The organism is Chryseobacterium sp. RLHN22 (assembly GCF_051011795.1).
Lineage (GTDB): Bacteria > Bacteroidota > Bacteroidia > Flavobacteriales > Weeksellaceae > Chryseobacterium > Chryseobacterium zhengzhouense.
Genome location: NZ_JBPCHW010000017.1, coordinates 32,560 through 52,845 on the forward strand (window position 1 = coordinate 32,560; position 20,286 = coordinate 52,845).

Sequence of the window (20,286 nt, forward strand, 5' to 3'; positions counted from 1 at the left end):
ATTATTTATAATTAATAATTAATTTACAGCAAAAATATCGATAACCTCACCTTCAGCAAGTTTGATTACCGCTTTTTTCAATTTGTTTGTCTTTCCTACTTGAAGACCTTTTTTAGTGTATTTCGAAGAAACCTTCGGAGCATAAATCATTGTGTTAACGTCTGCTACTTTTACACCGTAAGCCGCTTCAACAGCTTTTTTAATCTGGATTTTATTCGCCTTAGTATCTACTAAGAAAGAATAAGAACCTCTTAAATCTGTAAGGTAATTAGCCTTTTCTGAGATAACTGGTTTAATAATAATAGACATGACTTATTTCTTTAAATTTTCTTGGAATTTCTCGATAGCACCTTCTAAGAATACGATCTCACCTGCGTTGATTAGGTCATAAGAGCTAATTTCGTTGTAAGTAAGAACTTTAGTCTTAGGTAGGTTTCTTGAAGATAAATAAACATTCTTGTTTGCTTCATCTAAGATGTAAAGAGATTTTTTACCTTCGAATCCTAAAGCGTTATTGATGTTGATAAACTCTTTAGTTTTAGGAGTTTCGAAATTGAAAGCCTCTAATACTTTAATGCTGTTATCTCTCATTTTCTGAGAAAGAACAGATTTTTTAGCTAATCTCTTAAGAGCTTTGTTCAATTTGAATCTGTAGTCTCTTGGCTTAGGTCCGAATACTCTACCCCCACCTCTGAAAGTTGGAGATTTAATATCACCGTATCTAGCAGAACCAGATCCTTTTTGCTTCTTAAGTTTTTTAGTAGAAGCAGTGATTTCGCTTCTTTCTTTTGCTTTATGAGTCCCTTGTCTTTGTGCAGCAAGGTACTGTTTTACTTCTAAGTAAACCGCGTGCTGATTTGGCTCAATTCCGAATACTGTTTCGTCTAGAGTTACTTTTCTTCCGGTCTCTTTTCCTGATGTATTTAATACTACTAGTTCCATTTTCTGATAATTACATAAGAATTTTTAGCTCCCGGAACAGCACCTTTTACTACTAAAAGATTTTGTTCTTGATCCACTTTTAATACTTGAAGGTTTTGTACAGTTACCTGCTTACCTCCCATTCTTCCAGCCATTCTCATCCCTTTGAATACTCTTGAAGGGTCTGAACCAGCACCGATAGAACCTGGAGCTCTAAGTCTGTTGTGCTGACCATGAGTTGCCTGCATTACACCTCCAAATCCGTGTCTTTTAACAACACCCTGGAAGCCTTTACCTTTTGAAGTTCCTGTTACGTCAACATATTCTCCTTCAGAGAACAAATCAACTTTTACTTCTTCTCCTACTTTTACTTCGTCTACGAATTCTCTGTAGAATTCTACCAACTTAGCTTTAGGAGCTGAACCAGCCTTTTTGAAATGACCAGCTAACGCTTTACCAACGTTCTTCTCACTCTTGTCATCGAAACCTAATTGAACTGACTTATAACCGTCTTTTTCAATGGTTCTGACCTGTAAAACCGAGCATGGACCTGCTTGAATAACTGTACAAGGAATGTTTTTCCCCGCTTCGTCAAACAAAGATGTCATACCGATTTTTTTACCAATAATACCTGACATTATTTATATAATATGTTATAAAATTTTCTTGGGTTCACTGTCATTTTTCGGGCACTCAAGTAATTACTAAGTTTGAATTTAGGCATACTCCTCCCCTAAAATGAGTGTGCAAATTTATGAATAAAATTTAATTTGACAAATATTTCATGTAAAATATTTTGATTTTTAATCATTTAGCAGATTTGCATCATTTTTGAAACAAAATTGTTCTGAATAATTTTTTAATTTTGAGAAAAAAGATCTATGAAAGCTATTTTTGCCATCATCCTGTTCTGCTTCAGTGCAGCATTATTTTCACAGACACAGATTCCTTTTACAGGAAAAAGAGATTTTAATATCGATGACGGAGCGAGCGGTTCCGGAACTCCAGCTTATTATCTTGATGTAAAGAAAAACGGAAACGTGCACTTCGGTTTTCTGCAGATTAATCAGGCAGATGGAAGAGAAACCAAAGAAGAAATCAATGCCGGAAAATACAACCCAGAAGTGATGAAGGTACATTTCAAAACTTACAACGAAACTTTTTACGTAAAGTTTAACAAAGAAAAAATCTACCTTACCGACGAAAAAGGGAATATAAAAAAATCAAATGATTGTTGCCCCGTTTCAGACATGGCAAAAATGAACTGCCCTTGTGAAAGTATTCTTTACAAATAATGAAAGTTCTATCTTATCTTTTTGTTTTTCTGTTCATCACTTCTTGCAGCCAAAAAGAAAAACATCCTTACACGTTCTATTACTGGAAGACCAATCTTAAACTTAATGATATTGAAAAAAAAGCCTTAGATAAAACCAATGCTCTTTCATTATATGTGAGATTTTTTGATGTTGACAAATTAAGTGGGAAATTTGAGCCTGTTGCCGTCATTACCAAAGATAAAAGTTTTGAAACAGGAAAAGAAATCATTCCGACAATTTTCATAACCAACCGAAGTTTTATTAATATACAGAAAGAAGAAATACCTTTTCTGGCAGAAAAAATAAATGATTTAATTCTAAAGAAAATCGCAGATTATCATCTTAAAGTTAACCAGGAAATTCAAATTGACTGTGATTGGACTTCCGGAACGAAAGATGATTATTTTGAATTTTTAAAACAGCTGAAAAAAATTTCACAAAAACAAATTACCTGCACTTTGCGGCTTCATCAGGTAAAGGACAAAAACCTCACAGGAATTCCGCCCGTTGAAAAAGTGTATCTGATGTGCTATTCTACTTCTTCGCCTTTGGAAAATTCAGATAAAAATTCGATTTTAGATTTGAATACTCTGAAAAGTTATTTAGCAAAACTGGAAGATTATCCGATAAAGAAAATTGAAGTTGCTCTCCCTATTTATTCTTGGGGAATTGTCACCAACCATTTGGGAAAACATAAACTTATTAATGCACTTTCGATAAAAGATCTAAACAATCCTGACTTCAAAAAGATTTCCGACAGTGAAGCCGAGATTCTGAAAGACGGATTTTATTTTGGAAACTTGCTTAACAAAGGTTTTAAAATAAAAATCGAAGAAATTTCTGAAGATCAACTTGAAAATGCCATTCAGTTTTTAGATAAAAAAATCGACACTTATAACATTATATATTATCAATTAGATAGTAAATTTGTAGAGGGCAGGAATTTTTGATGCTAAACTAAAATCTTTAAACCCCACAGATTTCACAGATTTGCACAGATTTTATTTCTATTTAATAATAATTTATCTGTGGAAATCAAAAAAACAAATAAAAACACCTATATCAATATGAAAAAGTATATCCTGAGCATTGCTGTTGCATCGTTTTTCTTTACAAAAACCGAAGCCTGCGCTTGGTCTGATCCGGATCATGATTATTTTAATCTTTTTATGCAAAGTATTATAAAAGACAAATCGTATCTTCCTTTTTTACATAATTATTCTGATCGATTTTACACCAACTATAAGCCCTCTCAGATTCCTGATGAAAATATTGAGTCGTGGCGAAAGTTCTTTGGCAATCAGATGAGCTATTCCGAGACCGATTATCTGGTGAACAAAATCAGCCTGAATGATTTGAATGCCTTAAAAAAAGGAATACCCAATAATCAGCTTTTAAAAAAATTAGGAAATGGCTTTTATGCTAAATACCGTGAAGCTGTCGATTATTTAATTGAAGCAAAATATCTCGAACCTTACATGAGAATTAATTTCGTGGAAGGTGCAGATTCTTTTTATTATCGGGAAAGCGAAAATGATAAAAATGCAACGCAACTAGATTACAACAAAACCATTTCGGCACTAACTTCACTATACAACGCAGCAAAAAATCCCGAAATTAAACAGCGTTACGGTTATCAATTGGTTAGATTTAATCATTATACAAGAAATTATGATGCGGCAGTTCAGGCTTTCAAAACCTATGTTCAGCCCATCAAATTAAAAGGTGCGCCTTATTATATGGCACTTGATCAGTTAGCAGGAGCTCAAAGAGGTCTTCAATTGGGAAATGAGGCCAACTGGAATTTCTTTCAGGTTTTTATGAACTCAAAAAGCCGTAAAGAGTCGTCATTTGTTTCGATGAAACTTTCAGATTCTGCTTCTTTCAACAACATTATGAAAAGAGCAGGAACCAATGAAGAAAAAAACATGGCGTATTTTCTTTTAGGATACGAAGATTTTACGAATCCGATTCCGATGATGGAAAAGATGTACGAAATCGATCCGAATTCTGAAATCCTTAAAGTAATGGCTGCAAGAAGCATCAATGAACTGGAAAGAAATTATCTTCCGACCTATTATTATGCTTCAAAAGATTCAGAAAAAACTGCAGATAAAAAAGACAATGCAGCAACGACAACAGAAAAGACAGAAGTCAAGAAAAAGGAACTGAGTTTCTGGCAGAAAATTGTTCTCTTCTTTAAAAATCTTTTTGGTGGAAAAAAATCTGATAAAACAAATGACAAAGCTGACCAAAGTAATGATGAGCTTTTTGAAAACCCGGACAGAATTCCAACTTTCGTTAAAAATAATTCCTATTACTGGTCTGAAGATCAAAACCAGAAAGACTTTATCGATGACTTAGAAAAATTTACGGCTAAAACTAAAGAAAAATCCACTGACGAATATTGGCAGATTGCAGACGCTTATTTAAAATTCCTGAAAAAAGATTACGAAGAAAGCAGTGATATTTTAGCAGATATTAAAACCAATAATCCTGAGTATCTTGAAGAAATCAAGAGAATGAAAGTTCTGAATGATATTGTCTCTCAACCCAAAATCGATGCAGATTATGAGGACCATTTAATGAAAGATTATGCCGAATATTTTGTTGAAAAAGAGCCTGTAAAAAAAGACAGCACAGAAGCAAATGAGTACGATTATTATGGCGAAGCTCCATCGACAGCAGATTTTCTGAAAGATGTGTTGGCAAACCGTTATTTCTTGCAAGGTGAAGACGGAAAGTCTTTCCTGATGAATAATAAGCTTTCCGACTTGCAATATAATCCGAACTCAAGCCTGGTAAAAAGTGTTGAAGAATTTTACAGAAAACCGAATAAAACACAATTTGAGCAGCAAATCATTGCTAAAAACCTGGATAATGTAGGAGACATTGATGCGTTTTTTGCCGATATTTACGGAGACAGAGCCATGCGACTAGCCGATTTTAATAAAGCAAAAGCTTATTATCAAAAAGCTTTGAAATTTTCCGGAATTCCAAGAGAGAATTATGAAAGATACAATCCTGAAACCGGCAATTATGAAAAACTGGTTTACGATGGCTCGAATTACGACGGCTACAATAATATTCCGAATCTGGTTTTCGGACATAATGTTTGGGAAAGCTTCCAAAGTTCGGATGCAGAAAGTATGAAAGCAGAAGATTATTCTGCCTTCCCTTTCATCAAAACTAAAATGAATAAGCTTGAATTAGCCGATGCATTGGTTCAGCTAAAAAAAATAGGAACAGGGAGAGATGCAAAAGCTGCCAAAGCCAATCAGCTAATCGGAAATGTTTTGTACAACACTTCGATTTTAGGATATTACAGACAACTTTTCGTAATGGATGTTGATAACAGCAACGGCGGAAAATATGATTTCTGGGCAACCGAAAGACAAAATCCATATCAGTATTATTACAAGAATTTCACGTACACAACTTTCATCGAACCTGATAATTTTGATTTAGCCATCAATTATTATAAAAAAGCATTTGATCTTACAGCCGACAGAGAACAGAAAGCGAGAATACTTTTTCAGATGGCAAGTGCAGAACAGGGTAAATATTATCAGTATGAAGCAAAACATCAAGCCAATATTGATTATTCTGACCCGAAATGGTCTGAGAAAAACGATGCTCATCAAAAGCAGATGGACAATTTAAAAAATCAGAAATATCGCACCTATTTTACTCAACTGAAATCTCAGTTTTCTGATACCGAAACGGCGAGAGAACTTTCGGGAAGCTGTAGCTATTTCGATTATTTTATGAAAAGATAATTTTAAAAATGAAGCCTTACAGAGTTTGTAAGGCTTTGTTTTTTATTCTAATTCGAAAGGATCATAAAGTAATGGTTTGGATTTTATAATCATTGGTGAACCATCTGCATTTAAAGCTTTCCCATGAAAAGCTCCCGGATTATCATGATATGTTTTTTCAACTTCTCTGAATTTTTCACGACTTATTTTCAGAATTTCTTTATCGTTTCGTAAATAAATATCCATTGGCTTTTTATCAATTCCAACTGCTGTAAAATGATATTTATTATTTGAATCTTCAATTTCTAATATTAAACCAGGCAATCCTTCAAAAACGTAAGGACCGTTATTTACAGGAATCTCTGAGGCATACCATGCTATATATTCTCTTCCTCTGTATTTTGCGGTTGCTTTCTTGCAATTGTAATTAAGAATTTTTTTTGAATCGTTATGAAGCTGCCATGTGAATTCCGGCTGCTGTTCTTCATATTGATATTTAGTTTTGTATCTTTTTTGGTAAATAATCTTTTTGTCTGCAGAAGATTTCAGACTTTCCATTTCCCATAAAGGTTTATACATTAAAAGTTGATTCATTTCCTTGGCTCCGTTATTATCAAGATGAGAAAATTTTTCAAACAGAGAATCGGTCTTTAATATTTTAACATCGCTGAATTTTGAATAGTTTTCGCCAATTTGCAATACACATAACCCTTCTCTCGGATTTTGAGACAGTTTAATATCTTTTAAAAATTTAAATTGATAATAAATATTAAAATTGCTCTTTTCAAAGACCTTTGCAGAATATGAAGACGGTTTCATCGAAAAATCGCCCAAAATTTTGGTTTGTGCTAAAACTAAAGCTGAACAAAGTATCAGAATTGAAAATAAAAATTTCATCATACGAAAACTCTAATCACAAAAGTAACGTGAAAAAAATTAACCCGGATTACTTTCATCTAAAAAAACACTTTAATGTGATAAATTCACCCTCTGCTTTCCTCAGACTGTTGTTTGGTAAGCCATTCGTCATGTCGTTTTCGGAATGCATCGTGTTTTTTATCCTGATTTCTTTTTGCTGCATCAATAGAATGTGAAGCATGGATGTCTTCATCATCTTCTGCAAAATCTGCAAGCTTCTCATAATAACAGTGAAGTTGGTCGAGTTCTTTTTCGGTTAAATCTTCAATATCAACGATTCGGTTGCTGGCTTTTTCGTTAGCAGCAATCAATTCATTTAATTTGATCTGAATCGCTTTAGAATCTTTATTCTGAGATTTCTGAATAAGAAAAACCATCAAAAAAGTAATAATGGTTGTACCAGTATTGATGACCAACTGCCAAGTTTCGGAATAATGAAAAACCGGACCGGAAACCGCCCAAATAACAACAATTGCGACTGCAGCTAAGAATGCATAAGAACTTCCTGTAAATTTGGTTGCCCAATTGGCAAATCTTTCAAAAATACTTTTATCTGAATTTGACATTGTTTAGAACTTTTATCGTAAAGAAACAAAAACTCCGCCGAATTCAGCAGAGTTACTTTTATTTTTCAGGATATCTGATGGCTTTATCTATTTCGATAGGATTATTGGTTTTACGGATGTTGTCCTGCACTTTTTCAGAGAGTTCCTTCATCTGTTCAGGGCTTTTTACTTCAATTCCCATCACCATAAATCTAGCTGTAGGATCTGTATTGTTTTTAATGTGTTCTTTAAATTCATGCAAAGGATCATTATAATGATCAAGCATCATTTTTTTAAGTTTGCTTTCGGGAATTTTTACCGGTTTCTGACCTCCGAAGTTCTCAAGAATACCAAATGTGTCATATGTTTTATTGAGCTTATAGCTTTTTACCAATGAAAATTTAAAATTATTTTTATCGTCATAAATCTCAAAAATCATTCCCGGTAAGCCCCGGAATTTATAAGGTCCTTCGTTCAGGGAAATCTCTTTTGTAAACCAGGCCGTCCAGTTTCTGCCACCAAATTTTGTGGTTGCTTTTTGTAAGGAATAATTACCTGAAGTTTTGGTCTCATTCTGAAGATTCCAGTTTATCTTATCCTGAGTCTCTACAGCAAACATATTCTGCAAAACAATATAATTTACATTCACATCCGAATTTCTCTTTCTTGTGATTGCCGGAGTATCATCCCAGATCACATGATTTTGCCCTTTGGTTTTGTTTGTTGAATCTGTAAGTACAAAATCGTAATTATAAAATTTCACATCTTCCGGATTGACATCTAAAACCATGCTTGTTTTTCGAGGTTCGACACTTGTAGAATCCATCTTGTAATGATATTCATAAATAAACCTGTGAGTCTGTGCAGTTAGGGGCAACGTTATGCACATTAAAAATAATAGTACTGTTTTCATTCTGTATATTTTGAGTAAATATACAAAAAATTTAGAACCTTGCAATACATAATAGTGTTTATGTATAATGTATGTTTATTTAACAGTACTACCCTTTCTTTCGAAAAGGGTAGTATTGTAATTGTATTAGTCCAGTAAAATACTTTCAGTAATCTTTAATGATTTTCTGCGGTCTGCTTTGATCTCTTTTCCGTCGAGAGTATATGCCTTATACGGTGAGGAAAATCTCTCAGAATTCGGATTTTCAATAAACTCACTTCGTTTTTTCAGAAAAGTGCTTTTATCACTTAAGTCTATAGCGCCTGCATACGCAATGGGCTCGATTATTTCATCTGATTTTTCTATTTTCACTGCCTCTATCATTAAAGTACTATCTTCATTATGCACTTCCAAAACAATTCCGGCGAGGCCTTTAAAACGAAACGGTCCGTCAGGAATTGAGATTTCGGGGCAATACCATGCATAGTACAGTTTACCTGTGTCGGTGAGAGTTTTTGCTTTAAAACAAGTATTACCCAAAATATCTTTCTTCTCATTAGGTATGACCTCCCATCTTAAATTGGGCTCTGGAAATGTATAAAGATTACTCCCGATAGGCAGAGTTGCAACCAGATTTTGTCTATCCTTATAAACACTGCTTTTTGATTTTGGATAAAAATCTCTGCTCAAATCAGGTGTCTGCTGTTGTATTCTGTTCTTCCTTAAAACTTTATAAAAATCTTTTAGGGCAGGGTCAGCGTAGACCGATTTTTCTGAATTGCAAAGAAGCGAATAATTGTAAACACGTCGTGAGTCATCGCCGCTCTGATCATTTTTTTTGGAAGAAAGGACCATCTGATAAGCAATTTTAAGCTGAGCTTTATCAGACTGCGCATGTAATGATTTATAGCTTACAATGCAAAAAAGTATAAATGCCAGTCGTATCATTTTTTATCATTTGAAACAAAATACTCGTAATCTTTAGGCCCCTGGTTAGAACATAGTTCATCATTAGCACTTACCACGCTATCCCAATATTGCTCATATTGGCTATCAGTCATGTCTGAAATAAGTATTTCTGAGGTCATTGTAAAATATGTACCGCAAGATGATTGATACAAATACCCGTATCGAAACAACGCCATTGAAAACTCAGATTCATGAGCATCATTTTTCGTGATCGCTATTTCATTTGATTCATCAAGATTAGAAGATTTAATGTTTGATTTTGCACTTACAATGCCCGCTGCTCCTAAAACCGCAATTAATAATAATTTTTTCCTGATGTAAATATTTTTTTGTTTAGTAAAATAAAGCTAAAAATAAATCTGAAAATCTCCAAATAAAATATCAATAAATATTGATTTATTTAATTTCTATCAGTCTTACAAATGGAAAATATTACACAATATTCACTATTAATATTTTTTACACGCAACTAAAAATTCTAAGTAAAATCTAAACAAAAAATCCCTCTTCTTTCGAAAAGGGATTATATCAATATGATAAGCCCAAAGGCTCAATTATCACACTTTAATTTCTACGTCAACTCCTGAAGGAAGTTCTAATTTCATTAGAGCATCAACAGTTTTAGAAGAAGAAGAGTATATATCCATTAGTCTCTTGTGAGCTGATAATTGGAACTGCTCTCTTGCTTTCTTGTTTACGTGCGGAGATCTCAACACCGTGAAGATTCTCTTGTTCGTTGGCAATGGAATTGGACCGTTTACAACAGCACCAGTAGCCTTTACCGTTTTTACGATTTTCTCAGCAGACTTGTCTACCAAGTTATAATCGTAAGATTTAAGTTTTATTCTGATTCTTTGTGACATTTCTTGTACTTTAAAAATTAACCTTTTGCTTTAGCGATGATCTCGTCAGCAACGTTTTGAGGAGTAGCCTGGTATTTCTCTAATTCCATAGAAGAAGTAGCTCTTCCTGATGAAAGTGTTCTTAGAGTTGTAACATATCCAAACATTTCAGAAAGTGGAACTGAACCTTTAATTACAACAGCACCGTTCTTTTCTTCCTGACCACTGATCGTACCTCTTCTCTTGTTAAGGTCACCAATGATGTTACCCATATATTCTTCTGGAGTTACAACCTCCAATTTCATAATAGGCTCCATAATTACCGGCTTAGCAGCACGTCCCGCTTCTTTGAATCCTAATTTAGCAGCCATTTCGAAAGAAAGTGCATCAGAATCCACCGCGTGGAAAGATCCATCTTTAAGAGTAACTTTAATACCTTCAACTTCGAAACCAGCCAATGGACCGTTCTTCATTGCAGCTTTAAATCCTTTTTCAATTGCAGGAACAAATTCTCTAGGAACGTTACCACCTTTGATCTCATTGATGAATTCTAAACCAACTTTACCTTCGTCTGCAGGTCCTAGTTCAAATACAATGTCAGCAAATTTACCTTTACCACCAGATTGTTTTTTGTAAACTTCTCTGTGTTGAGCAACTTTTGTTAAGTTTTCTTTGTACTCTACCTGAGGTTGTCCTTGGTTTACTTCAACCTTGAACTCTCTTTTCATACGGTCAACAATGATATCTAAGTGAAGCTCACCCATACCAGAGATGATCGTTTGTCCAGAAGCTTCGTCAGTTCTTACCGTAAACGTAGGATCTTCTTCAGCCAATTTAGCTAGAGCGTTACCCATTTTATCCTGGTCAGCTTTAGTTTTAGGCTCAACAGCGATACCAATTACCGGATCAGGGAAAACCATCGATTCAAGAACGATTGGGTTTTTCTCGTCACACATTGTATCACCAGTTTTGATAGATTTGAATCCTACCGCTGCACCAATATCTCCAGCTTCAATATATTCTACCGGGTTTTGCTTGTTAGCGTGCATCTGATAGATTCTTGAGATTCTTTCTTTATCTCCTGAACGAGTGTTCAAGATATAAGAACCTGCATCTAGTCTTCCAGAGTATGCTCTGAAGAATGCCAATCTTCCCACGAACGGGTCAGTAGCAATCTTAAATGCTAATGCTGCGAAAGGCTCATCTACAGATGGCTTTCTTGTGATTTCAGCATCAGTTCTTGGGTCAGTACCTTTGATATCATCTTTATCCAATGGAGAAGGCAAATATTTACATACTGCATCCAACATAAACTGTACTCCTTTATTCTTGAACGAAGAACCGCAAGTCATTGGGATAATAGATAAGTCGATAGTAGCAGCTCTCAATGCAGCATTGATTTCTTCTTCTGTAATTGAATCCGGATCTTCGAAGAATTTCTCCATCAAAGTTTCGTCATATTCAGAAACAGCTTCTACTAATTTCTCTCTGTATTCAAGAACTTCATCCTTCATATCTTCCGGAATTGGAACTACCTCGAAAGTAGCACCTTGTCCAGCTTCATCCCAGATGATCGCTCTGTTTTTAATTAAGTCAACTACACCTTTGAAATCTTCTTCAGCACCGATTGGTAAAACGATTGGAACTGCGTTAGATCCTAACATTTCTTTAACCTGGTTTACCACGTTAAGGAAGTCAGCACCCTGTCTGTCCATTTTGTTTACGAATCCCATTCTAGCAACTTTGTAGTTGTCAGCAAGTCTCCAGTTTGTTTCAGACTGAGGCTCTACTCCATCTACTGCAGAGAATAAGAATACCAATCCATCCAATACTCTCAAAGATCTGTTTACTTCTACTGTGAAGTCAACGTGTCCCGGTGTATCGATGATGTTGAAGTGGTAAGGTTTAGTTTCTGGAAGTGGTTTTCCCTGGTCTGTTGGGAAATTCCAAGAACAAGTAGTTGCAGCAGAAGTAATAGTAATACCTCTTTCTGCTTCCTGCTCCATCCAGTCCATTGTAGAAGCACCGTCGTGAACTTCTCCAATCTTGTGGTTTACACCTGTATAGAATAAAATTCTTTCTGTAGTGGTAGTTTTACCTGCATCGATGTGAGCAGCAATACCAATATTTCTTGTAAATTTAAGATCTCTACCCATTTCAGATTAGAATTTAAAGTGTGAAAACGCTTTGTTAGCTTCCGCCATTTTGTGAGTATCTGTTTTCTTTTTGAAAGCAGCACCTTCTTCTCTAGAAGCAGCTACTACTTCATTAGCCAATTTCAAAGCCATAGACTTATCATTTCTCTTTTTAGAGTAGCTAATTAACCATTTCATTGCCATAGAAATTTTTCTATCCGCTCTGATTGGCATTGGAATCTGGAAGTTAGCTCCACCTACTCTTCTAGAACGTACTTCTACGTGAGGCATAACGTTTGTTAATGCATCTTTCCAGATTTCTAGTGCAGTTTTCTCAGTTTCTCCTTTTTTAGTTTCTACGATATCCAATGCATCATAGAAAATTTTGAATGCGATTGACTTCTTACCGTCAAGCATTAGGTTGTTTACGAATCTTGTTACCAATTGATCATTAAACTTTGGATCTGGTAACAACGGTCTTTTTTTCGCTTTCGTCTTTCTCATTGTTTCTGTACCTTATTTAATGATTATTTTTTCTTTCCTTTTGCAGGAGCTGCAGCAGCTTGTCCTGGTTTAGGTCTCTTAGCACCGTACTTAGATCTTCTCTGTGTTCTTCCATTTACACCAGCGGTGTCTAATGCACCTCTTACGATGTGGTAACGTACTCCCGGTAGGTCTTTCACCCTTCCGCCTCTAACCAATACTATCGAGTGCTCTTGAAGATTATGTCCTTCGCCCGGGATATAGGCATTCACTTCTTTACCGTTAGAAAGTCTCACCCTTGCTACTTTTCTAAGTGCAGAGTTTGGTTTCTTCGGTGTAGTAGTATATACTCTCGTACATACACCACGTCTTTGTGGACAAGAATCAAGGGCAGCCGATTTGCTCTTCTTGGCAAGCGTGGCTCTTCCTTTTCTTACTAATTGTTGAATAGTAGGCATTTAATTGCTTTTTATTTTAGGGTGCAAAAATAGTAATATTTTTTTAATTAACAAGCAGTTAGAAATAAATATTGAGAAGATTTAAAAATTACTTAATCCCGAATTGGCATCACGATTGATAACAACATAAATATTCATTTATAAAAATAGTTTTAAACTATCAGTTTTAATGAGCGTTCAGCGAGAAGCTCCGTAAATTTGTTATTATAAAAAATAAACTTATGAAAAATGCAAACATTATCGGTCTTAATGAGGCCGACTGCAAAAACATTTCAGAAAAACTGAATGTACTTTTAGCCAACTATTCTGTTTTTTATCAAAATACAAGAGGCTCACACTGGAATATCAAAGGAGAACAATTCTTTACCTTACATCCAAAATTCGAAGAGCTCTATAATAGCTTAGTTTTAAAAATTGACGAAATCGCAGAAAGAATTCTAACTTTAGGAGCAACTCCTGCCCACAATTACTCAGAATATCTTACCGTATCTACTATTAAAGAAAGTAAGGAAGTAAGTGACGGAAACAAAAGCGTTGAAATTATTTTAAATTCTTTCAAGGTAGTTATTGACCTGCAAAGAGAACTTTTAGACATTACCGAAAAAGCAGGAGACGAAGGAACCAATTCTCAGATGAGCGATTATATTACAGAACAGGAAAAAGAAGTTTGGATGTACAATTCTTATCTTGGAAAATAACAAATACCACATAGAAATTTATATTATTTCAAAAATCGCCTTACATTTAGGCGATTTTTATTTTTAAATATTTAAATTTGCGTTAAAATTACACAATATGCAAAACATCCACCTTAACTCTATTCTCGACAACGATTTCTATAAAATCACCATGCAAAACGCCGTGGTGAAATTATTTCCAAGCCAGATTGTAAAATATGAATTTATCAACCGCGGGAAACATCATTTTCCGGAAGGATTTGATCACGCCTTAAGAGAAATCGTCAATAAAATGGCAGAACTGAAACTTACAAAAGATGAGAAAAAGTTTTTATCTAAAACCTGTCCATATTTAGATTTACCATATTTGGATTTCCTCGAAGGTTATCACTATGACCCGTCTGAAGTAAAAATTGTACAAACAGGAAACGATCTTTCCGTCACCGTTGAAGGACTTTGGTACAGAACAATTCTTTGGGAGGTTCCTTTACTAGCATTAATCAGTGAGCTTCATTATGAAATGAATCATATGGAAAGAGATTCCAACGAAGTCGTCCTGAGCAAAACGCTTGAAAAAGCAGATTCTTTAAATAAATTAGGAGTAACATTTGCTGAGTTCGGTACCAGAAGAAGACACTCTCATAAAGTTCAGAACTTGGTAATGGAAGCTTTAACACAGAAAAAAGATTCTACGTTCATCGGAACTTCAAATGTACATTTCGCAATGAAATATGGGGTAAAACCTATCGGAACTCATGCTCATGAATGGTTTATGTTCCATGCAGCAGAGTATGGTTTCAAAATGGCTAACGAGTTAGCTTTGGAACATTGGGTGGATGTTTATCGCGGAGATTTAGGAGTAGCACTTTCAGACACCTACACCACTGATGTTTTCTTCCAGCAGTTTGACAAGAAATTTGCAAAACTATTCGATGGAGTTCGCCATGACAGCGGGGATCCTTTAGAATTTGCAGATAAAACAATTGCCCATTATCAACGTCACGGAATTAATCCTTTATTTAAATATATTATTTTTTCTGACGGATTAAATCTTGAAAAAGTAGAAGAAATCACCAACTACTGCAGAGGAAAAATCGGAATTTCTTTCGGAATAGGAACCAACCTTACGAATGATGTCGGTTTAAAACCAATGAATATCGTCATGAAATTAATCGGAGTACAAGCTCCAAACAAAGAGTGGATTCCTACGGTAAAACTTTCAGATGAACACGGAAAATACACCGGTGATCCGAAAATGATTGAATTAGCAAAAGAATTTTTGAGAATTAAAAATTAAAAAAATCTCAATATGATGAAAAATATATTATTACTTATTCTCACTTCACTCCTTTTCGTTTCTTGTGTAGTCCACAAAAAAGGCACAGACGGAAAGCCCGGAACTCCGGGGAAAAACGGAAGTTCTTCCGATCAAAAAAATGCCTATAATCGGAAATTAGCCGATTCGTTAGGCGCAGATCAGTATGGAATGAAAGGATACACCATTGTAATGCTTACCACCGGAACTGCAAAAATTGAAGATAAAACAAAAAAAGCAGATCTGATGAAAGGCCACATGGAAAACATCGGTAAACTAGCCAAAGAAAGAAAGATCATCGTTGCCGGACCATTTTTAGAAAAAAACCAGCGTGATTACCGAGGAATGTTTATTTTCAACACAAAATCAAAAGATGAAGCCGAATCTTGGGTAAAAACTGATCCAGCCGTTGCTGCAGGGATTTTTAACTATGAAATTTTCTCATGGTATGGTTCTGCAGCATTACCGTTGTATTTGAAACATCATGATGAGATTGCGAAAGAGAATCCTTAATTTCGTTACTAATTAAACAAATATGCCTCGCAATTATGCGAGGTTTTTTCTTATCTTTAATTAAAAGCTAAAACCAAATGAAAACCATCGAGGAAGTTCTGAAAAATTAGATGAAATTATTCTCTGGAGCAAAGCAAACCAGAGCCCTGCCGGATATTTTGCGTGTACTTACAGAATTATGACCGCACAGGTTTTAAAAGGAATTCAGCAGAAAAAATTTGAAGATAACCCGAGAATGACAATATTGGATGTTGCTTTCGCAAGTCGTTATCTTGAAGCCTGGAAAAATTATTCTAAAGGTAAGAAATGTACAAATGCATGGTTTCTCGCCTTTGAAGCAACAAAAAACAAAGATCTGCTGATTCTTCAGCACATTTTTCTCGGCATGAATGCGCACATCAATTTAGATTTGGGAATTTCCGCTGCATCAATTATGCCTTACCGAAAAATCAACCCTCTCAAAACAGATTTTGAAAGAATTAATTCGGTGATTGCTTCGATTAATCAGAATGTTCAGGATTCTTTAAATAAAATCTGTTATCCTGTAAACCTTATCGACAAACTTTCAAACGGAAAAGACAATGCAGTTTTAGATTTTGCGATTTCAAAAGCGAGAGATACTTCATGGGCGACTGCAGTTATTTCATCCAACACTCCGAATTTCCTGAAAGATTCAGTTACGAACATCGTAGATTATGCCGCCGCAAAAGTTGCTTCTCAGATTTTACATCCGAAATTACTTTCATCCTCCTTAGCAAAAGAACTCAAAAAATGTGAAAGCAGTAATGTTGCGAAAAATATTGAGATTTTAGAACAGACAAAAAGCAATTAACCGTTTTTTCAAACAACAAACCTAACAAACTTTACAAAGCTTATTAGGTTTATTAACTGTTCAGTATTGGAAAATTAGTTTTAGACTGTTAAATTATCAAATCTAAAAAAATACTTTATTGCTGATTTTAATCGACAATTCCTCTAAACTTTTATTTTACTTTTTAGGTGAAGCAAGTTTTTTCATAAGAATAGCTTCCATCTTTTCATACCCTTTTGCGGTAGGATGAATTTCATCTTCAGTGTAGATTTTATCAAGTCCGTTTCTGGAATCTTTCATTTGAGCATGATAATCAATATAAGGAATATGCTCTTTCTTAGCATAATTTTCAATCATTTTATTCAGAGCAATCACTTTCTCTGCCGGCTGCAATCCTTTTCGCCATCCAAAATCATACGCCGGAAGAACAGAGCACAATACAACGCTGATGTTATTAGCTTTCGCAAGCTCAGTCATCGAAACGATATTGCCTAAAATTTTATCGAGTGAAATAGGACCTTGGTTTTCTGCAATATCATTTGTTCCCGCAAGAATAATGACTTGTTTTGGTTTCAAATTAATAACATCTTCCCTGAATCTCAGCAACATCTGTGAAGTTACCTGCCCACCAATTCCGCGACCAACGAAATTATTATTCTTGAAAAACGAAGGATCAGCCGTAGCCCAACCTTCCGTAATCGAATCACCCATAAAAACAGATTCTACCTTTTTTTTCTCGGTTTTCAGCTCTTGGTTCTGTTTTTCATACTTTGCAAAATTGGCAAAATCCTGTCCCATTACTGCAGTTGAAAAAATAATTGCCGCCATGTATACTAATTTCATTGTAAAAAATTTAATATTAAAATGTGAAATAAAGCAAAAGGAGTAAAACCTGCAAATTCCGTATGCTTTTTCCTGAATTCTAATGATGATTATCGAAAATTTTGCCAAGCGATCACTTTCCTAAGGATAAAAAAATTAACAATCGATTTTGTAATTTTGAAAAATGGAAATCACTTATCTCTTCATCGGCTGTTTTATCGGAGGAATTTTAGGTTCAGTTTTTATTTATTTTTATCTAAAGTCTTCAATGATTTCAAGAAGCTCGTATGATGAGCTCAACAATTCAAACATTCAGGCACAAACCAATATTGAATATTTAAACAAAAAAATATCGGATTTTGAAAAAAATATTGAAGCTGAAAAAGAGCTTAACCTGCAGCAATCTGATCTTTTAAATGACTTAAAAGCTGAGTTTGCCAAAGTTTCCGCAGAAAACACTTTTCTCAAAGCTCAAAGAGAGGAAACCCGAAAAATTCAGGAGGAAGGAAAGTTGCAGTTTGAAAATCTGGCGAATAAAATTTTGGAGGAAAAAACTGAGAAATTCACAGCCTTAAATCAAAACAACCTTAAAAATATCCTTGACCCTTTTCAGGAGAAAATAAATGACCTGAAAAATAAGGTTAACGAAGCTTATGAAAAAGAAAACAATGAGCGTTTTTCTCTTGCCGAAAAAGTAAAAGAACTTGCCATGCTCAATCAACAGATTTCTGAAGATGCCAAAAAATTAACCCGAGCCTTGAAAGGGGAAAGCAAAACTCAGGGAAACTGGGGAGAAATGATTCTTGAAAGCATTCTGGAAAAATCCGGTTTGGTAAAAGGAAGAGAATATTTCCTTGAACACGAGCTTCGCGATGAAGATAATAAAGCTTTGTTTTCAGAATTTTCCGGAAAAAAAATGCGACCGGATGCGGTTGTAAAATATCCTGATGAAAGAAATGTAATCATTGATTCTAAAGTTTCTCTGACGGCTTTTACAGAATTGGTAGATGAAACCGATCAGGATGTTTACATGATCAAACTGAATCAGCATTTGTCTTCCATAAAAAACCACATCAATCAACTAAGCCAGAAAGCGTATGACGATTACGGCAAATCTTTAGATTTCGTCATGATGTTCATTCCGAGCGAACCGGCATATATCGCAGCAATGCAGGCCGACCAAAACCTTTGGAACTTTGCATATGACAGAAGAATTTTACTTTTAAATCCAAGCAATCTTATAACTTCCTTAAAGCTGATTGCTGATCTTTGGAAACGTGAGTATCAAAACAAAAACTCCATGGAAATTGCAGAAAGAGGAGCAAAATTGTACGATAAATTTGTAGGTTTCATAGAAAATTTAGAAAAAGTAGGAAAAAATCTGGATCAAGCGAAAAATGTATATAATGATGCGTATGGTCAATTATATTCAGGTAGAGATAACTTAATCAAACAAGCGGAAAGAATGAAAGAACTTGGAATTAAAAATAAAAAAGAACTTCCGCAAAGCATGATAGATCGTTCTGACAATCATTGGGATAACACTATTGAAAATTAAACTAATTGACATAATAAGCATAAAATAAATTCGAAAATATTATAGGATCTTCTTTGACAATTGATTTTGAATAGCAGTATTCTATTATTACCGATAAATTATTTTTAAAAAGTTATTTTTGCATCAATTATTGTTCATAATTAATCCATCATGATTATCGAGAGTTTTCAGAACGAAAAAATAAAATATATCACCAAACTTTTAACAGATAACCGATTCAGAAAAAAATCCGAAGTTTTTGTTGTTGAGGGAAAACAGGAAAATGAAAGAGCACAGCAATACGATTTCGAGCCTATAGAATTTTATATTTGTGAAAGCATTTTTAAAGGTGAAGCTCCAAAACAGAAAATCCACCTTGTAAGTGATAAAGTATATGAGAAAATTGCCTATCGAGGTACTTCGGAAGGAATAATGGGGGTTTATAAAACTAAAGAATCAGATTTAAGCTCATTTAAACCTAAAGAAAATTCTACTATAATTATTGTGGAAGGTGTTGAAAAACCAGGTAATTTAGGCGCTATATTAAGAAGCTGCGAGGCTTTTGGAATCGATGCATTAATTGTGGCAGACGGAAAAACCGATTTCTATAATCCTAATGTGATTCGTTCAAGTGTGGGTTGCCTTTTCGGAATGGAAGTTTTCCATGCAAAAAATAATGAAGTGTATGAATTTTTACAGAAGAACAATTTCAACATCTACACAACGATAATGGATGAAACTTCGGAAGATTTATATAAAAGAGATTTTACGAAGCGTTCTGCGGTTCTATTTGGAACTGAACATTCAGGATTAAGTGATTTTTGGTACGGAAAAGGCGAAAATACTTTAATTCCGATGAATGGTAGCATTGATTCGCTAAACCTAAGTAATGCAGTCGCTATTACCTGCTACGAATCTTTGAAGCAAAAGAAATAAAGATTCAGACATATAAAACATAAAAAAACCGTCTCGCTGGGCGAAACGGTTCTTTATTTTTCAGTCGTAGCTAAAATTACTTCTTAACTTCTGTTTTAGCAGAGTCAGCAGCAGCTTTAACTTCAGTTTTAGCTGAATCAGCAGTAGCAGTGATAGAATCTTTAGCAGCACCTGCAGTAGAATCGATATCAGCAACAATTGAATCTTTGTTAGCATCGATTGAATCTGTAGATGTAGTAGCTTCACCTTTCTTACAAGCAACTAAAGAGATAGCAGCGATAGCAGCTACGAATAATGACTTTTTCATAATAAATTAAATTTAATTTTGTTAATATTGTTTTTTAAAATCTTTTTCTCTGTTCGGTTATTTGAACAAGACAAAGGTATAGCAGATAGAAAATTTGTTTATGAAAAATAATTGTAATACCTTTGTAAAAC

Annotated in this window: 22 protein-coding genes; 9 read left to right on the top strand and 13 right to left on the bottom strand. The window is 34.5% G+C overall.

The window, feature by feature from the left end; genetic code table 11:
* Nucleotides 1-18 precede the first annotated feature (18 nt).
* Genes rplW through rplC form a run of 3 tightly spaced genes read right to left on the bottom strand, consistent with a single transcriptional unit; the run spans nucleotide 19 to nucleotide 1,559 of the window.
* Complete coding sequence (gene rplW / locus ACR1PN_RS15665) at nucleotides 19-309, bottom strand: 50S ribosomal protein L23 (RefSeq protein ID WP_042720941.1); 291 nt, start codon at nucleotides 307-309, stop codon at nucleotides 19-21.
* A gap of 3 nt (nucleotides 310-312) precedes the next feature.
* Complete coding sequence (gene rplD / locus ACR1PN_RS15670) at nucleotides 313-942, bottom strand: 50S ribosomal protein L4 (protein ID WP_080777785.1); 630 nt, start codon at nucleotides 940-942, stop codon at nucleotides 313-315.
* Nucleotides 933-1,559 carry a 50S ribosomal protein L3 gene (rplC, locus tag ACR1PN_RS15675; RefSeq protein WP_378176728.1) on the bottom strand — a complete coding sequence of 209 codons (627 nt, stop codon included), beginning with the start codon at nucleotides 1,557-1,559 and terminating at the stop codon, nucleotides 933-935. The genes rplD and rplC overlap by 10 nt, the downstream gene beginning before the upstream one ends.
* 243 nt (nucleotides 1,560-1,802) lie before the next feature.
* On the opposite strand from rplC, the gene ACR1PN_RS15680 reads away from it, so the two are divergent.
* The 3 genes from ACR1PN_RS15680 (at nucleotide 1,803) to ACR1PN_RS15690 (ending at nucleotide 6,016) form a co-directional block, all read left to right on the top strand.
* Nucleotides 1,803-2,216: a hypothetical protein gene (locus ACR1PN_RS15680; protein WP_433980790.1), complete on the top strand. Its 414-nt coding sequence runs from the start codon at nucleotides 1,803-1,805 to the stop codon at nucleotides 2,214-2,216.
* The gene (locus tag ACR1PN_RS15685; RefSeq protein WP_433980791.1) at nucleotides 2,216-3,187 is read left to right on the top strand and encodes a hypothetical protein; all 972 of its coding nucleotides are present in this window, start codon (nucleotides 2,216-2,218) and stop codon (nucleotides 3,185-3,187) included. The genes ACR1PN_RS15680 and ACR1PN_RS15685 overlap by 1 nt, the downstream gene beginning before the upstream one ends.
* A gap of 117 nt (nucleotides 3,188-3,304) precedes the next feature.
* Entirely contained in the window at nucleotides 3,305-6,016 is a 2,712-nt protein-coding gene (locus ACR1PN_RS15690; protein ID WP_433980792.1) for a hypothetical protein, read from the top strand.
* Nucleotides 6,017-6,058: 42 nt separating this feature from the next.
* Here the strand turns inward: ACR1PN_RS15690 and ACR1PN_RS15695 are convergent, their stop codons facing one another.
* From ACR1PN_RS15695 to rpsL, 8 genes are all read right to left on the bottom strand, one after another.
* Nucleotides 6,059-6,895, bottom strand: coding sequence for a GLPGLI family protein (locus ACR1PN_RS15695; protein WP_433980793.1), 837 nt, complete (start codon nucleotides 6,893-6,895; stop codon nucleotides 6,059-6,061).
* A gap of 83 nt (nucleotides 6,896-6,978) precedes the next feature.
* Nucleotides 6,979-7,479: a low affinity iron permease family protein gene (locus ACR1PN_RS15700; RefSeq protein WP_433980794.1), complete on the bottom strand. Its 501-nt coding sequence runs from the start codon at nucleotides 7,477-7,479 to the stop codon at nucleotides 6,979-6,981.
* A gap of 58 nt (nucleotides 7,480-7,537) precedes the next feature.
* Entirely contained in the window at nucleotides 7,538-8,371 is an 834-nt protein-coding gene (locus tag ACR1PN_RS15705; RefSeq protein ID WP_433980795.1) for a GLPGLI family protein, read from the bottom strand.
* A 126-nt stretch (nucleotides 8,372-8,497) separates the two neighbouring features.
* The gene (locus ACR1PN_RS15710; RefSeq protein ID WP_433980796.1) at nucleotides 8,498-9,298 is read right to left on the bottom strand and encodes a GLPGLI family protein; all 801 of its coding nucleotides are present in this window, start codon (nucleotides 9,296-9,298) and stop codon (nucleotides 8,498-8,500) included.
* Between the two features lie 578 nt (nucleotides 9,299-9,876).
* Nucleotides 9,877-10,182, bottom strand: coding sequence for a 30S ribosomal protein S10 (gene rpsJ / locus ACR1PN_RS15715; RefSeq protein ID WP_002661363.1), 306 nt, complete (start codon nucleotides 10,180-10,182; stop codon nucleotides 9,877-9,879).
* A 17-nt stretch (nucleotides 10,183-10,199) separates the two neighbouring features.
* Nucleotides 10,200-12,317 carry an elongation factor G gene (fusA, locus tag ACR1PN_RS15720; RefSeq protein ID WP_433980797.1) on the bottom strand — a complete coding sequence of 706 codons (2,118 nt, stop codon included), beginning with the start codon at nucleotides 12,315-12,317 and terminating at the stop codon, nucleotides 10,200-10,202.
* A gap of 6 nt (nucleotides 12,318-12,323) precedes the next feature.
* Nucleotides 12,324-12,800: a 30S ribosomal protein S7 gene (rpsG, locus tag ACR1PN_RS15725; RefSeq protein WP_027371737.1), complete on the bottom strand. Its 477-nt coding sequence runs from the start codon at nucleotides 12,798-12,800 to the stop codon at nucleotides 12,324-12,326.
* Nucleotides 12,801-12,823: 23 nt separating this feature from the next.
* A complete protein-coding gene (gene rpsL, locus ACR1PN_RS15730) occupies nucleotides 12,824-13,237 on the bottom strand; it encodes a 30S ribosomal protein S12 (RefSeq protein WP_002983146.1) in 414 nt (137 codons plus the stop codon).
* A 221-nt stretch (nucleotides 13,238-13,458) separates the two neighbouring features.
* On the opposite strand from rpsL, the gene ACR1PN_RS15735 reads away from it, so the two are divergent.
* The 4 genes from ACR1PN_RS15735 (at nucleotide 13,459) to ACR1PN_RS15750 (ending at nucleotide 16,574) form a co-directional block, all read left to right on the top strand.
* Nucleotides 13,459-13,935 carry a Dps family protein gene (locus ACR1PN_RS15735; protein ID WP_047482454.1) on the top strand — a complete coding sequence of 159 codons (477 nt, stop codon included), beginning with the start codon at nucleotides 13,459-13,461 and terminating at the stop codon, nucleotides 13,933-13,935.
* A 97-nt stretch (nucleotides 13,936-14,032) separates the two neighbouring features.
* The gene (gene pncB, locus ACR1PN_RS15740) at nucleotides 14,033-15,211 is read left to right on the top strand and encodes a nicotinate phosphoribosyltransferase (RefSeq protein WP_433980798.1); all 1,179 of its coding nucleotides are present in this window, start codon (nucleotides 14,033-14,035) and stop codon (nucleotides 15,209-15,211) included.
* Between the two features lie 15 nt (nucleotides 15,212-15,226).
* A complete protein-coding gene (locus ACR1PN_RS15745) occupies nucleotides 15,227-15,742 on the top strand; it encodes a YciI family protein (protein WP_433980799.1) in 516 nt (171 codons plus the stop codon).
* A gap of 118 nt (nucleotides 15,743-15,860) precedes the next feature.
* Complete coding sequence (locus ACR1PN_RS15750; protein ID WP_433980834.1) at nucleotides 15,861-16,574, top strand: DUF5995 family protein; 714 nt, start codon at nucleotides 15,861-15,863, stop codon at nucleotides 16,572-16,574.
* A 156-nt stretch (nucleotides 16,575-16,730) separates the two neighbouring features.
* Here the strand turns inward: ACR1PN_RS15750 and ACR1PN_RS15755 are convergent, their stop codons facing one another.
* Nucleotides 16,731-17,396: an SGNH/GDSL hydrolase family protein gene (locus ACR1PN_RS15755; protein WP_433980800.1), complete on the bottom strand. Its 666-nt coding sequence runs from the start codon at nucleotides 17,394-17,396 to the stop codon at nucleotides 16,731-16,733.
* 169 nt (nucleotides 17,397-17,565) lie between these two features.
* Here ACR1PN_RS15755 and rmuC point away from each other — a divergent pair, with 169 nt between their 5' ends.
* Entirely contained in the window at nucleotides 17,566-18,933 is a 1,368-nt protein-coding gene (gene rmuC / locus ACR1PN_RS15760; protein ID WP_433980835.1) for a DNA recombination protein RmuC, read from the top strand.
* A 150-nt stretch (nucleotides 18,934-19,083) separates the two neighbouring features.
* Nucleotides 19,084-19,848: a TrmH family RNA methyltransferase gene (locus ACR1PN_RS15765; protein WP_433980801.1), complete on the top strand. Its 765-nt coding sequence runs from the start codon at nucleotides 19,084-19,086 to the stop codon at nucleotides 19,846-19,848.
* Nucleotides 19,849-19,924: 76 nt separating this feature from the next.
* Here the strand turns inward: ACR1PN_RS15765 and ACR1PN_RS15770 are convergent, their stop codons facing one another.
* The gene (locus ACR1PN_RS15770; RefSeq protein ID WP_378176682.1) at nucleotides 19,925-20,155 is read right to left on the bottom strand and encodes a hypothetical protein; all 231 of its coding nucleotides are present in this window, start codon (nucleotides 20,153-20,155) and stop codon (nucleotides 19,925-19,927) included.
* Between the last annotated feature and the right edge of the window lie 131 nt (nucleotides 20,156-20,286).